General features: G+C 54.9%; 11 protein-coding genes and 1 tRNA gene. 5 read left to right on the top strand and 7 right to left on the bottom strand.

The window, feature by feature from the left end; genetic code table 11:
• Window positions 1-172: 172 nt before the first annotated feature.
• Together ACA073_RS14255 and ACA073_RS14250 are read right to left on the bottom strand one after the other, a co-directional pair.
• Window positions 173-1,636, bottom strand: a complete 1,464-nt coding sequence (locus tag ACA073_RS14255) for an aldehyde dehydrogenase family protein (protein WP_497397030.1) — start codon at window positions 1,634-1,636, stop codon at window positions 173-175.
• A 618-nt stretch (window positions 1,637-2,254) separates the two neighbouring features.
• Window positions 2,255-2,342, bottom strand: a tRNA-Ser gene (locus tag ACA073_RS14250).
• 123 nt (window positions 2,343-2,465) lie between these two features.
• Between ACA073_RS14250 and ACA073_RS14245 the strand changes: the two genes are divergently transcribed.
• From ACA073_RS14245 to ACA073_RS14230, 4 genes are all read left to right on the top strand, one after another.
• A complete protein-coding gene (locus ACA073_RS14245) occupies window positions 2,466-3,137 on the top strand; it encodes a Bax inhibitor-1/YccA family protein (protein WP_017339210.1) in 672 nt (223 codons plus the stop codon).
• Window positions 3,138-3,609: 472 nt separating this feature from the next.
• On the top strand, window positions 3,610-5,031 hold the full coding sequence (ltrA, locus tag ACA073_RS14240; RefSeq protein WP_497397028.1) for a group II intron reverse transcriptase/maturase: 1,422 nt from the start codon (window positions 3,610-3,612) through the stop codon (window positions 5,029-5,031).
• 127 nt (window positions 5,032-5,158) lie between these two features.
• Complete coding sequence (locus tag ACA073_RS14235; protein WP_497397026.1) at window positions 5,159-5,461, top strand: transposase; 303 nt, start codon at window positions 5,159-5,161, stop codon at window positions 5,459-5,461.
• Entirely contained in the window at window positions 5,458-6,294 is an 837-nt protein-coding gene (locus ACA073_RS14230; protein ID WP_497397024.1) for an IS3 family transposase, read from the top strand. The genes ACA073_RS14235 and ACA073_RS14230 overlap by 4 nt, the downstream gene beginning before the upstream one ends.
• Window positions 6,295-6,371: 77 nt before the next feature.
• Here the strand turns inward: ACA073_RS14230 and ACA073_RS14225 are convergent, their stop codons facing one another.
• The gene (locus ACA073_RS14225; RefSeq protein WP_461950542.1) at window positions 6,372-6,809 is read right to left on the bottom strand and encodes an Lrp/AsnC family transcriptional regulator; all 438 of its coding nucleotides are present in this window, start codon (window positions 6,807-6,809) and stop codon (window positions 6,372-6,374) included.
• 135 nt (window positions 6,810-6,944) lie between these two features.
• Between ACA073_RS14225 and ACA073_RS14220 the strand changes: the two genes are divergently transcribed.
• Window positions 6,945-7,838 carry a DMT family transporter gene (locus ACA073_RS14220; protein WP_497404099.1) on the top strand — a complete coding sequence of 298 codons (894 nt, stop codon included), beginning with the start codon at window positions 6,945-6,947 and terminating at the stop codon, window positions 7,836-7,838.
• Here the strand turns inward: ACA073_RS14220 and ACA073_RS14215 are convergent, their stop codons facing one another.
• From ACA073_RS14215 to ACA073_RS14200, 4 genes are all read right to left on the bottom strand, one after another.
• The gene (locus tag ACA073_RS14215) at window positions 7,839-8,777 is read right to left on the bottom strand and encodes a hypothetical protein (RefSeq protein WP_497397022.1); all 939 of its coding nucleotides are present in this window, start codon (window positions 8,775-8,777) and stop codon (window positions 7,839-7,841) included.
• A 75-nt stretch (window positions 8,778-8,852) separates the two neighbouring features.
• Window positions 8,853-10,865, bottom strand: coding sequence for a hypothetical protein (locus ACA073_RS14210; RefSeq protein ID WP_497397020.1), 2,013 nt, complete (start codon window positions 10,863-10,865; stop codon window positions 8,853-8,855).
• A 186-nt stretch (window positions 10,866-11,051) separates the two neighbouring features.
• A complete protein-coding gene (locus ACA073_RS14205) occupies window positions 11,052-12,095 on the bottom strand; it encodes an FUSC family protein (protein ID WP_497404098.1) in 1,044 nt (347 codons plus the stop codon).
• Between the two features lie 44 nt (window positions 12,096-12,139).
• Complete coding sequence (locus tag ACA073_RS14200; RefSeq protein ID WP_497397018.1) at window positions 12,140-13,765, bottom strand: NADP-dependent glyceraldehyde-3-phosphate dehydrogenase; 1,626 nt, start codon at window positions 13,763-13,765, stop codon at window positions 12,140-12,142.
• Between the last annotated feature and the right edge of the window lie 2 nt (window positions 13,766-13,767).

The following is a 13,767-nucleotide window of genomic DNA, read 5'->3' as shown; positions in this document are numbered from 1 at the left end:
TCTGTTTCCCCGGCAGGCGGCGGAGGCGGTGATCGGACGCCAGGCAGCGGAGGCGCGCCTGGCCGACCTGGAGCTGCTGCTAGATCAGCGCCTGACGCAGATCAAGGACCTGCGGCAGCAGCGTGAGGCGCTGGTTTGCGAGCGCGCTATATGTGCGCGGAGGAGAATCTGGCTATCCGCCAAATCCAATGATTGCTTTGGTTTCGAGGTACTCCTCCAAGCCGTAGACTCCGTATTCACGACCATTACCAGATCGCTTATAACCGCCGAACGGAGCCATTGGATTCCAGGCGGGGTAGTTCAGATGCACTTGTCCCGCGCGAATTTGAGAGGCAACGGCACGTGCAAGATCAAGGTCTTGAGCCTGAACATGGGCGCCCAGCCCATACACCGTGTCGTTTGCGATAGCGATCGCCTCATCGACCGTCTCATAGGGAATGATGCACAACACTGGACCAAAAATTTCCTCTTGGGCGATCCGCATTGCGGACTCTACTTCGGAAAAAACAGTCGGTCGGGTGTAAAAGCCCTTTTCAAAGCCCTGTACACGTCCTGGTCCGCCGCAAACGAGTTTTGCACCCTCATTCAAGCCAGCCTCGATCATTGCTTGCACGCGATTGAACTGGGCCTCGTTGGCAATGGGGCCGAGCACCGTATCTTCCGATTGCGGATCACCCACGATGATCGCATTGGCGGTTGCGGCAGCCAGCGATTCGACCTCCGCCAGCCTGTCCTTTGGTACGATCATTCGTGTCGGGGCGCTGCACGATTGTCCGACGTTGCGGAACGCCGACATCACGCCCAGTGGGACGGCTTTGGCGAAGTCGGCGTCGGGAAGCAGAATGTTCGGGGATTTCCCGCCCAGTTCTTGTGTGACGCGCTTCACCGTATGGGCGGCCGCCTGTGCGACCAGTGCCCCCGCGCGGTTTGAGCCGGTAATCGAAATCATATCGATATCCGGGTGCGCAGCGATTGCTGCGCCAACCTCATGACCACTTCCGTTCACGAGGTTGAAGACGCCCGGTGGAAGGCCTGCATCGTGGACCAGCTGTGCAAAAAGAAGGGCGCTCAGAGGCGACAGTTCGCTTGGTTTGAGGACCACAGTGCATCCGGCAGCTATAGCAGGGGCGACTTTCGCGGTGATTTGATAAAGCGGCCAGTTCCACGGTGTGATGAGACCGCAGACGCCTATGGGTTCACGTTCAATCGCGGTACCGCCTTCAACCGTTTGGAAACGATAGGTGGACAGGAGATCACGTGCGACCCGAACGTGTTCGGCAGCGAGGGGCACTTGCATTGCCCGTGCGAAACCGATGGCAGCGCCCATTTCGAGAGAGAGCGCCTGCGCAAGAATCTCTTTTCGCTCAAGGATGAGGTCATGGATCTTTCCAAGGACAAGCGCGCGCGATTCTGCGGAGGTAGCAGACCAACCAGGAAACGCTGCACGCGCCGCAGCGACTGCCCGATCAACATCCTCGGTAGAACCTTGCGCGACCTGCGCAACGACCTCCTCAGTTGCCGGATTGATCACCGGCAAGCTTGCCGGGCTTGCCGGGAAAGACCAATGGCCATTGATATAAAATTTGTGAGACGTTTGCGGATCAACGCTGTAGCTATTCGAAGATTGTATTGTCATCCAACTGGCTTCCTGGAGCGGTAATAGATACTGCAAAACAGCAGAGGTCAGTCTGGCTCGCGACCTTGCAAGGCCGCTGAAACAAAGATCAAGCCGAACGTGGAAATCACCAGAACATCGCCCTGGCAACCAGGACATCGCTATGCCGTGCCTTCTCAATAAGCTAACAAAGCGTGCCAGATAAAATGTGCTGTTCTTCAGGTTTGCGAGGGAGAATCTGCTGTATCTGTCAGGCTGACTTTGTATGAGTGCAAGTCGACCTGCCTCTCCGACACTTGAATGAGGGGCGATGACGCTCAAAGAGGTGCTGGTACAGTTGTGAAGCGGCAAAAAAACGCCACCGATTGATGCCGCTTTGATGATTTAGCGTGCAGCTAGCCCCTGCGCTGGCAACGAGCGAAAGCTGATATCAATACAAACCAAAGCCTGGCTACTGATGTTGTCGCCAGGGTGCTGGATTTAGCGACGGCTGGAGCAACGGCAGAAACGCGTTCGTGCGTGTCGTGACCCCAGCATTGCAACCAAAAGATGCGGAAACGATTTTTAAAAGGGCGCGCGGTATTTCCAACCGCCAGAAACGACAAAGCCCTGAATAATCAGGGCCTTGTCGTATAAAGATGGCGGAGGCGATGGGATTCGAACTCATGGACCTGTTACAGTCGACGGTTTTCAAGACCGTTGCCTTAAACCACTCGGCCACACCTCCGTTTGCGTTGCGGGCGCCATAATACCTGAATGAAACACACTGTCAAACTCTCTGCATGGCTTGTTACAGAGCGTCTGCTATGATCTTTGCGACTGAACGTTTCAAACCAACAGGAGTGTCGCCATGCGCGAACAGGATTACGCAGTTAATAACAGCGTGCAGGCTGAGCAGCTAGAGGTTAGCCGCGTCCTGCGCAACACATACGGCTTGCTCGCTCTCACCCTCGCATTCAGCGGCGTGATGGCGTTTGTCGCCCAGCAGATGCGTGTTGGCTACCCGAACATTTTCGTGGTGCTGATCGGCTTCTACGGTCTTTTCTTCCTTACCAACAAACTTCGTGATTCCGCGTGGGGCCTGGTGTCGGCGTTTGCCTTGACCGGTTTCATGGGTTTCCTGCTCGGCCCGATCCTCAACCGTTACCTGGGCATGCAGGGCGGCGCGGAAGTGGTGAGTTCGGCTTTCGCGATGACGGCGCTGGTGTTCGGCGGTCTGTCGGCTTACGTGCTGATCACTCGCAAGGACATGAGTTTCCTCGGCGGCTTCATCACCGCAGGTTTCTTCGTGTTGCTGGGTGCGACGCTGGCGAGCCTGTTCTTCCAGATCAGCGGTCTGCAACTGGCGATCAGCGCAGGTTTCGTGCTGTTCTCGTCGGTCTGCATTCTGTTCCAGACCAGCGCCATCATTCACGGCGGCGAGCGTAACTACATCATGGCGACCATCAGCCTGTATGTATCGATCTACAACCTGTTCATCAGCTTGTTGCAGATCTTCGGCATCATGAGCCGCGATGATTGATCGTCGACCATGAGTAAAAAACCCGCTTCGGCGGGTTTTTTCTTGGTGCGCCAGGCATGGCGCGTTGCGCGTTAGCGCAACCAGCTTGGCTGTGGTGGCCTCGCTGGTGACTTGGAGGTGAAAGTCCTCTACACACCCGGCAAGGGGAAGTGTTAGCCAGAGGCAAGGGTGTCGCGGGTGACTGCGAATCTGAAGGAAGCCCGAGGCAAAATGCTGGCCTGACGAACAGGAAGCGGATAGAGGCGGCGTAGCGGGGTGAGAAGGCCAAGATCTTCAAAGCCCGATACTTGCACGGAACGCTGCGACGTAGATCCGACAGGCATAAGCAGGAAGGTCGCGCGAATTACCCTGGGAGATCTGCACGTTTGCCACTGTGCTACCGAGCGTCGAGAGGCGACGGGATGAACGTGCAGAAGTCAGCCGAGGCCGTAGTAAGTGACGAATAACCCCGTCACCAAGGGCCGAACAGGTTATGCCGCCAGTAGGCGTCAGAGTCTCGTTGAATACCGAAATGCAGAAATTTCTCCCAGAGAAGACTGTTGCTCCGAGTCCCGGACAGAATCCGAGGATGACGGCTGACAGCGCACAGGTATCAGCGGCGTCTGTGACGTGGACGAAAGCGGAGCCGGACACGCTGATGGAACGGGTGCTTGCACCGGCCAACCTTAGGCGTGCGTATCAACGCGTAGTCAGTAACAAGGGCGCACCGGGTGCCGATGGCATGACGGTCGACCAGTTGGCGGGCTACGTGAAACAGTATTGGCCGATCCTCAAGGGTCGGTTGCTGGTCGGCGAGTACCACCCGCAAGGTGTACGCGCCGTCGACATCCCCAAACCCAAAGGTGGCACAAGGCAGCTGGGCATTCCCGGCGTCGTGGATCGCCTGATCCAACAAGCCCTGCTTCAACAGCTCACGCCGATCTTCGACCCTTTGTTTTCGGACTACAGCTATGGCTTCCGTCCGGGCAGAAACGCTCACCAAGCCATCGAAACCGCTCGCAGTCATGTGGCAGCGGGTCACCGTTGGTGCGTGGAACTTGATCTCGAGAAGTTCTTTGATCGGGTCAACCACGATGTCCTGATGGCCTACGTGGCGCGTCAAATCGAAGACAGGCGTGTGCTCACGCTGATCCGTCGTTACCTCGAAGCGGGAACGATGTCGGGCGGACTCGTCAGCCGCCGGCAGGAAGGGACGCCGCAAGGCGGCCCGCTCTCGCCGTTGCTGTCGAACATCCTGCTCAATGAACTCGACCGCGAACTGGAACGGCGAGGCCATCGCTTCGTGCGTTATGCCGACGACGCGAACATCTATGTGCGCAGTCGTCACGCAGGCGAGCGCGTGATGGCCAGCGTTGAGCATTTCCTGAGACAGCGCCTGAAACTGACACTGAACCGGGAAAAGAGCCGAGTTGTCGGGTCGTGGATGTGTGATTACTTGGGCTATGGGATGAGCTGGCATCAACAGCCAAGGTTGCGAGTGGCAACGACGAGCCTGCGCCGCTTGCGCGACCGGCTCGGGGAGCTTCTGCGCGGAGCGCGGGGCCACAAGATGGCGGATGTCATCGAACGGATAAACCCCGTGCTGCGCGGCTGGGCGGGCTACTTCAAGCTCACTCAGGGCAAGCGAGCGCTGGAGAGACTTGATGGCTGGGTGCGGCACAAACTTCGCTGCATCATCTGGCGCCAATGGAAGCAGCCCTCGACGAGGGCCCGCAACTTGATGCGTCTAGGGCTCAACGAAGCTCGTGCTTGTCACTCAGCGTTTAACGGCCGAGGCCCATGGTGGAACTCGGGTGCGCCACATATGAATCAGGCACTACCGAAGAAACTGTGGGATCGACTCGGGCTGATTTCAATACTGGATACAATAAACCGGCTTAGTCGCATAGCCTGAACCGCCGTATACGGAACCGTATGTACGGTGGTGTGAGAGGACGGCAGATGCAAATCTGAACTGGCCTAATGATTTTGGACACTTCAATCGGGCGCTATGATGGCGCCCAAATCTGAGGTGTTTGGATATGCGTAAATCTTATTCCAGTGAGTTCAAGCTCAAGGCTGCCGGCATGGTGCTGGACGAGGGCCGGTCAGTTCCAGAAGTCTGTACCAGTCTGGATATTGGCCCTACCGCCTTGCGCCGTTGGGTCGATCAGGTTCGCAAGGAGCGCTTGGGTTCGACCCCTGAGGGCGCCAAGGCGATTACCGCCGATCAGCGAGAGATTCAGCAGCTCAAAGCGTTGCTCAGGCAAAAAGACCTGGACATTGAAATCCTAAAAAAGGCCAGTGCTCTCCTGCTTTTGGACTCCAAAGATCATTCTCGTTGATCAATGAGCTGGACGAGCAGTACGGCGTTAACAATTGCTGTCGGGCGTTTGGAGTCAACCGCAGCAGCTTTTACGCCTGGCGTCAGCGCCAAGGCAAGGTGAAGCCTGAGCGGGAGAAACTTAAAGCCGTGCTGGTCGAGCATCACAAGGAATCCAGAGCGTCCGCAGGGTCTCGCACCCTTTCCAGGGAGCTGCAAGCCAAGGGGCATCGTGTCGGGCGCCATATGGCTCGCAGCTTGATGCGCGAAGCCGGTGTCGCCAGTCATCAGCGCAGGCGGCATAAGTACAAATCTTCCGGCGTGGAAGCACTGGTGGCGCCACATGTGCTCAAGCGCAAGTTTGATGTCACGGCGATCAACCAGGTGTGGTGTGGCGATGTGACGTACATCAAGGTCGGCAAGCGCTGGATGTATTTTGCGGCGGTGCTGGATCTGTTCGCTCGCCGGATCGTGGGTTGGTCGTTTTCAATGATTTCCGATGCCACGCTGACCTGCGAAGCATTGCGAATGGCAGTCGAGTTGCGAGGCCGTCCCAAAGAAGTGCTGTTTCACTCTGATCAAGGCTGCCAATACACCAGCCATAAATTCAGGAATGAGATGCGCAAGCATGGACTCCTGCAAAGCATGAGTCGCAAAGGTGAGTGCTGGGACAACGCCCCGATGGAGCGTTTCTTTGGGAGCCTGAAATCAGAGTGGGTGCCAGAAGACGGCTACCGCTCAGAGCATGAAGCCCGCGTGGATGTGCAGCGTTATGTGATGCGTTACAACAACGTCAGACTCCATAGCTACAACGACTACCGGTCGCCGGTAGCTATGGAGAAACTGGCGGCGTGAAAACCTTAACTGGTGTCCAAAATTACTTGACCAGTTCAATCTGCCTCCTACTCGATCCCGCGATTTGGGTAGGAAACTCACGCCATCGGCGGCAATCGGCGTTTGACCGGGGTTTTCTTGACGATCGCAGTGTTGGTTTCAGCGTGGGTGTTGAGGCGGTCGAGGAGGGTGTCCAGCTGTTCCATCGAGCGCACATGCAGGCGGGCGATGAAGCAGTCGTCACCGGTGACCTTGTCGCATTCGGTGAATTCCGGGATGGCTTGAATCTGCCGCTCCACTTCCTGCAACTGGCCCGGCAGCGGGCGGATGCGGACGATGGCCTGGAGTTGATAGCCGAAGCATCTGGGATCAATCTCGACGGTGTAGCCCTTGAGCACGCCGCGTTCTTCGAGGCGGCGCAAACGCTCGGCGACGCTCGGTGAGGACAGGCCGCTGAGGTGCGCCAGGGCCTTGAGCGAACGCCGGGAGTCTTCCATCAACGCCGTGATCAGCACTTGGTCGATATCATCGGTCATGGCGCAACCCCTATAAGGCAATTAATCGAAACCACCTTGATAAAAAAGGCAGATGCCGAGTTTAGCCTGCTTTTTGCGCTGGAGAAGCCCCCCGGCGGATTGGCATACTTTGGGCTCAAACACAGGAGTCTGATGATGGACAAAACAATTCGTCACGGGTCATTCGAAATGACCGCCGCCATGCTGATCTCCGGGACCATCGGCTGGTTCGTGCTGGTGTCCGGGCAGCCGGTGCTGGACGTGGTGTTCTGGCGTTGTGTGTTCGGCGCCGGCACCTTATTGCTGATCTGCGCGGCCTTCGGCTTCCTGCGCCCCGGCATTCTGACCCGCACCACCTTCCTGCTGGCCGTGCTCAGCGGCGTGGCGATTGTCGGTAACTGGGTGCTGTTGTTTGCCTCTTACTCCCGCGCCTCGATTGCCATTGGCACGGCGGTTTACAACGTTCAGCCGTTCATGCTGGTCGGGTTGGCCGCGCTGTTCCTCAACGAAAAAATCACCCTGCAGAAACTGTTCTGGCTGGGCGTTTCATTTCTGGGGATGCTGGCAATTGTCAGTGCGCACGGTGAACAGGGTGAGGGCGGCAATGATTACCTGATAGGCATCGCTCTGGCGCTCGGGGCTGCGTTCCTTTACGCGATTGCGGCGTTGATCATCAAACGCCTGACCGGCACGCCACCGCATCTGATTGCGCTGATTCAGGTCAGCACCGGCGTGTTGTTGCTCGCGCCGTTCGCACATTTCTCGGCGTTGCCGCAAGCACCGAGCGCCTGGGCCAGCCTGGTGACCCTCGGCATTGTTCACACCGGCGTGATGTACGTATTGCTGTACGGCGCGATCCAGAAATTGCCGACGGCACTGACCGGCGCGTTGTCGTTCATCTACCCGATTGCGGCGATTTTCGTCGACTGGTTTGCCTTCGGCCATCGCCTGGAAACGCTGCAATGGATCGGTGTCGCCGCGATTCTGCTGGCCGCCGCTGGCATGCAACAGGGTTGGAACCTGAAGTTACGACGCGCCGTCGCACAGTAATCAGTGTCGAGTGAGAAAATCCGCGAAAATACGGTTGATGGCCTCCATGCTCTCAGCCGTTACGCAGTAACTTTCATAATAAGCGCTGCCCCCCAGACTTTCAAAAACGTTGGACTTGGCACTATTCGCAATAAATATGCCACTGGCTTCCAACCATCCAGGCGTATTCACAATGCTCTCTGGAGTCATGTTCCATTGTGTTGAGCAATCTTTTTTGAAAATCAAAAAAACATCAACTCTTTCGCCCTCCAGCTTTCTGAAAAGCGGTGTGGTGCTTATATGTTGACTGTCCAAAAGTTCTTGGCACATGTGTTGTAAATTTGTGGTGGACTCTATCCAGTCCGGCTGATTAAGATCAAATGTGCTCCAAACGGATGTTAGATACCAGTCCAGGATCTTCGCCTCTGGAATGTCACCGCTCCGCGGTGCATACGCAAATATGGGAAGGGGGACGTCGCCAGGAATGTATTGGAAATGTGCTGTTGTTCTATCAGTGCTGCTCTCCAGCGAGTTCTGCACTATGAAGTCACCAGGACTGCCCCTCTGAGCTAAATAATCAACCATCTCAGTGAAGTAGTGTGCGTTATTTTTTAATTTGCCATCATCACGCAAATGTGACTCATGCAAATAAGTGAAAGCGTTGTATTGTTGTAGTTGCAGAATGGGAGCTTTGTTGAAAAATAATTCGCTGTCATCCCTTGATTTGCACTGCAATAAGCTGACTTTTTGTGTGTCTTCGTTGTTACGATGAATCCTGAAATCAGGTGTGATTATTTTTTGATTCATGAAATATGGATTGGTCGGTTCCTGTTCAATAAATGGCGCTCCATTTAGCGAAATGGTTGATTCTACCGTGTGGGTGTAAAAACGGGAAATTGTGATCTGGTCTGAGTGCAGTTTGGACTGACGCTCTGTCTTTTGAGTGTCATCAATCCCCAAGCTATCCAACAGCTGCTGTCTGCCAATATAGATGGTTGCTTTTATGCTTATGCTAATCGAGGTGGTGGACTGGTTTTAGCGTGGAATGCTGTCATTGAAAAGGCGGTGAGTGATAAAGTGCTGCAGTATTTTTCCTTGCGCACCTTTTATAGTGTTCAGTTGTTCAATATTTATTTTGATATTGTTTGCGCGCAAAGACTGAGACGCTTTGTTGAGGTCGTCAATCATGTAGTAAATAAATAGGGAAAGTGTCTGGTGCGTTTCAGGGAGTGTCGCTCTTGATGGTAGTTGGCTCATGTATTCTTTCGCTAGTTCTGCCCGGCTTTCAAATAGTTGCAAGAGCTGTTTGTCGTGCTGGCGTTCTTTCAATATGGCTGAGTGGTCCCTGTAGAGCTCATGGATATTTTTCGCAATGTCGATGATCTCATCCATTCGAAGCAGGTGGCTTGGGTGGATATTAAATTGAACGTGCTCCAGATCACGATTCAAAGGCGTGCAGAAATCTTCGCTGGTTCTCTCTCGAATCTGGGTGCGGGCTGGAAAAGCTCTGTTTTCCGAGCAGTCGGGTTTTAGCTGGGCGTTTTGGTCGAAGTTCATCAACATCGGAACCATTTCGAGGACTGTTTTTTTCAGCCCGTCGTTGCCCTGTATCAAGCGAGGAATTTGTTCAATGACTTCCGGGAGGTTGTCGTAAGTGTTCATTTGCTTTTTGAATAGAGCTTCGTCTGCCACGACCGTGCCAGTACTACTGAATTTTGCAACCGTTATACTTTCAAGAGGCTTTATTCGATTTTCTTTTATCAGTTCCCGTAGTTGATTGTTAATTGTTTGCTTTTCAAGCGCCATGTATTTGATGAATTTTTCAGGGTCGCTGTTCTTAAATCCGCCCAGTACGAAATTTTGCAAGGGTGTAAGGGTAGTGGCGTGGTCTAATTCTTGTGAGGAAAGAAACGGTTGGCATCGACCTGTTCCATGAAATGTCATTAATTCGGCACTTCTGTGCTCACCTTGATCCAGACCCTCTTTATTACTGGCGGAGCGATGGTGCGCGATCATTTCGGTCCGGATTCCGGTCTCGATTGGAGTGTTGTTATGTGGGTTCTTGATGACTACATAACGTGCTTCCGAGACGTTGCTGATTTCATTTTCCAAAATTTCCAATGTAGGAAATTTTGTAGCTGCTTCAGTGCCAGTAAAACGAATAAATCGGCTGGTATCGTAAGGGAAGGCTGCCAGGCATTGCTCTTGGTTTGCCTCTAACGTTCCTGTTTTACGAGTGGTTATCAGCTTGAACTCGGCAGCATAGTTGCTGTTGTCGAAGTGAAACATCCATTCCCTATATTTTCCATCGTCTTTGCTGGCGGGATTGTCCATCAAACGAAAGTTTGTAACGGCAGGGACGTCACCCAGTTGGAATGCCGCTTTGAAAATTTGTAATGGTGTCAATTTTGCGTTGAGGCAACGGATGTTTGTAATTTTTGATTTAATATTCTGGGCTGAGAAGTCAACTTTTGAGTAATCTTCTTTTCTGATGGAATGATTTTCCATTATGTCATCGTAGAATTCCTTGAAGTCCTCATAAGCTAGAAAATCAACCTCGCTTGCCGATACTCCGAACATCTCCCATTCGTTCAATATTGATTTAAATTCCGCTTTTAAGTCTTCATCTATTAACGATTTTAGATTGCAACGGAGGGTGTCTGTTTTTTCCGCATCTGACAGCTGCTTGTAGTTTGTTTTTTCCGTGTGACTCAAACCCTCGATGGGGCGAAAGCGATTCGGGATTGGGCTGGTCGTACTAAACTGCCCCAAAATAGTGGTGGCGAGATCAGGTTCTTTTAAAAGATTTGCAGGCTGGCAGTTAATTATTTTGTTGATGAGGGTTGTATTTAGGTTTTTTAGCTCGGATTTAATAGTTGGATGAAGGATTAATACCGATCCGGTTGCATTGGAGGCTTGGAGTAATTGACTGGCTATTTCGTTTCTATTGGCATGTGCGGGGTGCTTGTTTTCTTGGTCGATTTGTACTTTTAACAAATTAAATAAGGGGGAGGGGGCGTGGAAGCTGGATATGTTATTGCCTGGCACGATAAATTCCTTTTCGGCATATTAATTAAAGCCTTTCCATAAGCACTCGTTATTCTAATAGGGGGAATTGTTCTGACTATCAAAAAAAGCTTATTGCATGAGGCGAGGTGTAGTTAATGGCATAGTCGAACCTTTCCCCGCAACAGCCTGCATTTCGTCAGGTAATCACGACGCGCGATAAAAACTTCAAATACTCCAGCGCGGTGCGGTCTTGGCCAGGCGCTGACGCATCTCGCCAATGTTGCTGGCCAGCTGCCGGGTCAACAACCGGTAGCCGTCCAGCGGGTTATAGACCGGAGTATCCAGGCTTGAATCCGGCGGCAGTTCAGCGGGCCGACCGAGCCGCTGGGATGTACCGGTTTTCAGTGCCCGCGCCATCCCCACCAGTTGCACCCTAATCAGCCGATGCTCCGCTTTCAACGCCGATTGCAGATAAGCCATCGCGTCCGGGTCATTGGTATCCGGTCGGGTGTTACTGAGGATTTCCAAGGTGCTGACGCACATCCGCAAATGACGCTGAATCGCATCGAGCTCAGTCATGGAGATCTTCACTTCCTTGGACACCGACGGCATCAGCGAACGCAATTGCACCATCACGGCGTTGAGGCGGTTCATCAACTTCACGTGCTCGTCATCGGTGACGGGCTGGCCATTGATGATCCGCCCGTAAATCGTCGCGCAATCACGCAGGGCGTCGGCCAGGTTGTAGCGCCAGGAGTAAACCGCGTACAGCGGTAGTGCAAAGGAAAACGCCAGCGCCAGGGCAATGCCGATCAGGATGTCCACCCCGCGCCACAACCCGTCGCTCACCGGGTTATCGCCATGCCCGGCGACGATAAATACAGTAATCGCCGACAGCAGCGCCGTGTAACCGCCCTTGCCGATGGCATGGTAAGAAAAGAATCCGCAAACCACCGACATCGCAAAATAGGTCAGCCACGGCATGCCGAGCCAGGCCTGTTGCGCCACGAGCACCAGGCCAACAGCAGCACCGATCAAGGTGCCGATGGCGCGCTCGGCGGCTTTTTTGCCGATGTTGCCGTGGTGCTGCAAACCGCCGATCACCACCAGCATCGTCACCGACGCCCACTCACCGTGGGGCAGGTGGATGCCGGTGGTCAGCAGGATCGTCGCCAGCAACCCCAGCGATACGCGCACCGCGTGAATCAGTTTGGCATGGCGATAGCGCCGGTACGGGTCCAGTAACGGACGCAGTACCCGGCGCAACAGTGGTGGCAGTCGATGGGCTCTGAATGTGCTCAGGCTCGTTGTCCTCAGAAGATGTAATCGGTGGTCAGGAAACTCGAACTGCGGCCGCTGATGATCTCGCTGATCAGGTCTTTGTTGGTCTCCTGGAACTTGGTCGCGACCAGCGTGCGAATCGAAAACACCCGCAGTGCATCGTGCACCGACAACGTACCTTCGGCGGAATTCTTGCGGCCGTTGAACGGGTAGGTATCCGGACCACGCTGGCACTGGGCGTTGAGGTTGATCCGCCCGACCTGGTTGGCGAAGGTGTCCACCAGCCGGCCGACCGCCACCGGGTTGGTGCCGAAGATACTCAGTTGCTGGCCGAAGTCCGATTCCAGGACGTAATCGATCACGGTGTCCAGATGCCGGTAAGGCACGATCGGCACCACCGGGCCGAACTGTTCTTCCTGATAAACGCGCATCTGCGGCGTCACCGGGAACAACACCGCCGGATAGAAGAAGGACGCGCGGGCTTCACCGCCATTCGGGTTGACCACACGGGCACCTTTGCTCACGGCATCCGCGACCAGCGCGTGCAGATAGTCAACCTTGCCCGATTCCGGCAGCGGCGTCAGGGCCACGCCGCTTTCCCATGGCATGCCGGGTTTGAGGCTGGAGAGTTTGGCGTTGAACTTGTCGATGAACGCCTCGACCACGTCTTCGTGGACGAAGAGGATTTTCAGCGCGGTGCAGCGCTGGCCATTGAACGACAACGAACCGGTGACCGCTTCATTCACGGCATTGTCCAGATCCACCTCAGGCAAAACGATGCCGGGATTTTTCGCGTCGAGGCCCAATGCAGCGCGCAAACGGTGAGGTTTTGGATGGAGTTTTTTCAGGTCGCTGGCCGCCTTGTTGGTGCCGATAAACGCAAAGATATCGATCTTGCCGCTGGCCATCAGCGCGCTGACCGTCTCACGGCCGCTGCCGTAGATCACGTTGATCACCCCGGCCGGGAAGCTGTCGCGGAACGCTTCCAGCAGCGGGCGAATCAGTAGCACGCCGAGTTTGGCCGGCTTGAACACCACGGTGTTGCCCATGATCAGCGCCGGAATCAGCGTGGTGAAGGTTTCGTTCAACGGGTAGTTGTAAGGTCCCATGCACAACGCCACGCCCAACGGGACGCGGCGGATCTGGCCCAGTGTGTCCTGCTCCAGCTCGAAACGGCTGGAACGGCGGTCGAGTTCCTTGAGGGCGTTGATGGTGTCGACGATGTAGTCGCAGGTGCGGTCGAACTCTTTTTCCGAGTCCTTGAGGTTCTTGCCGATCTCCCACATCAGCAACTTCACCACCGCTTCGCGCTGTTCGCGCATGCGCCCGAGGAAGGTTTCCACGTGCTGGATGCGTTCGGCCACGCGCATGGTCGGCCACAGGCCCTGGCCCCGGTCATAGGCGCGAACGGCGGCGTCGAGGGCGGTCAGTGCGGTGTCGGCATCGAGCAGTGGCGTGCTGCCGAGGATGACTTGTTCATCGCCGTTTTCCCCGGTCAAGTACACCGGGCTGCGAACCTGGGCGAGGGGGCCGGGCCAGGTTTTCAGCTCGCCGTCGACCAGGTATTCACGCTGTTCGATCTGACCGTCGAGGCGGTATTTTTCCGGGATGTCGCTGGAGTCGGGAAACAGGTTGCCAAGGATATGTGCTGTGGTCATGT

The sequence above is a fragment of the Pseudomonas sp. LBUM1670 genome, assembly GCF_059695695.1.
Note: the sequence above shows the minus strand (reverse complement) of the source record. Positions and strands in the feature narration are given on the sequence as shown.

Excerpts from the sequence above, each read along its gene's own strand:
- ACA073_RS14220 (WP_497404099.1), top strand. The coding sequence starts at position 6,945 with ATGGACAAAACAATTCGTCACGGGTCATTCGAAATGACCGCCGCCATG.
- ACA073_RS14235 (WP_497397026.1), top strand. The coding sequence starts at position 5,159 with ATGCGTAAATCTTATTCCAGTGAGTTCAAGCTCAAGGCTGCCGGCATG.
- ACA073_RS14245 (WP_017339210.1), top strand. The coding sequence starts at position 2,466 with ATGCGCGAACAGGATTACGCAGTTAATAACAGCGTGCAGGCTGAGCAG.
- ACA073_RS14255 (WP_497397030.1), bottom strand. The coding sequence starts at position 1,636 with ATGACAATACAATCTTCGAATAGCTACAGCGTTGATCCGCAAACGTCT.
- ltrA (WP_497397028.1), top strand. The coding sequence starts at position 3,610 with ATGCCGCCAGTAGGCGTCAGAGTCTCGTTGAATACCGAAATGCAGAAA.
- ACA073_RS14200 (WP_497397018.1), bottom strand. The coding sequence starts at position 13,765 with ATGACCACAGCACATATCCTTGGCAACCTGTTTCCCGACTCCAGCGAC.
- ACA073_RS14225 (WP_461950542.1), bottom strand. The coding sequence starts at position 6,809 with ATGACCGATGATATCGACCAAGTGCTGATCACGGCGTTGATGGAAGAC.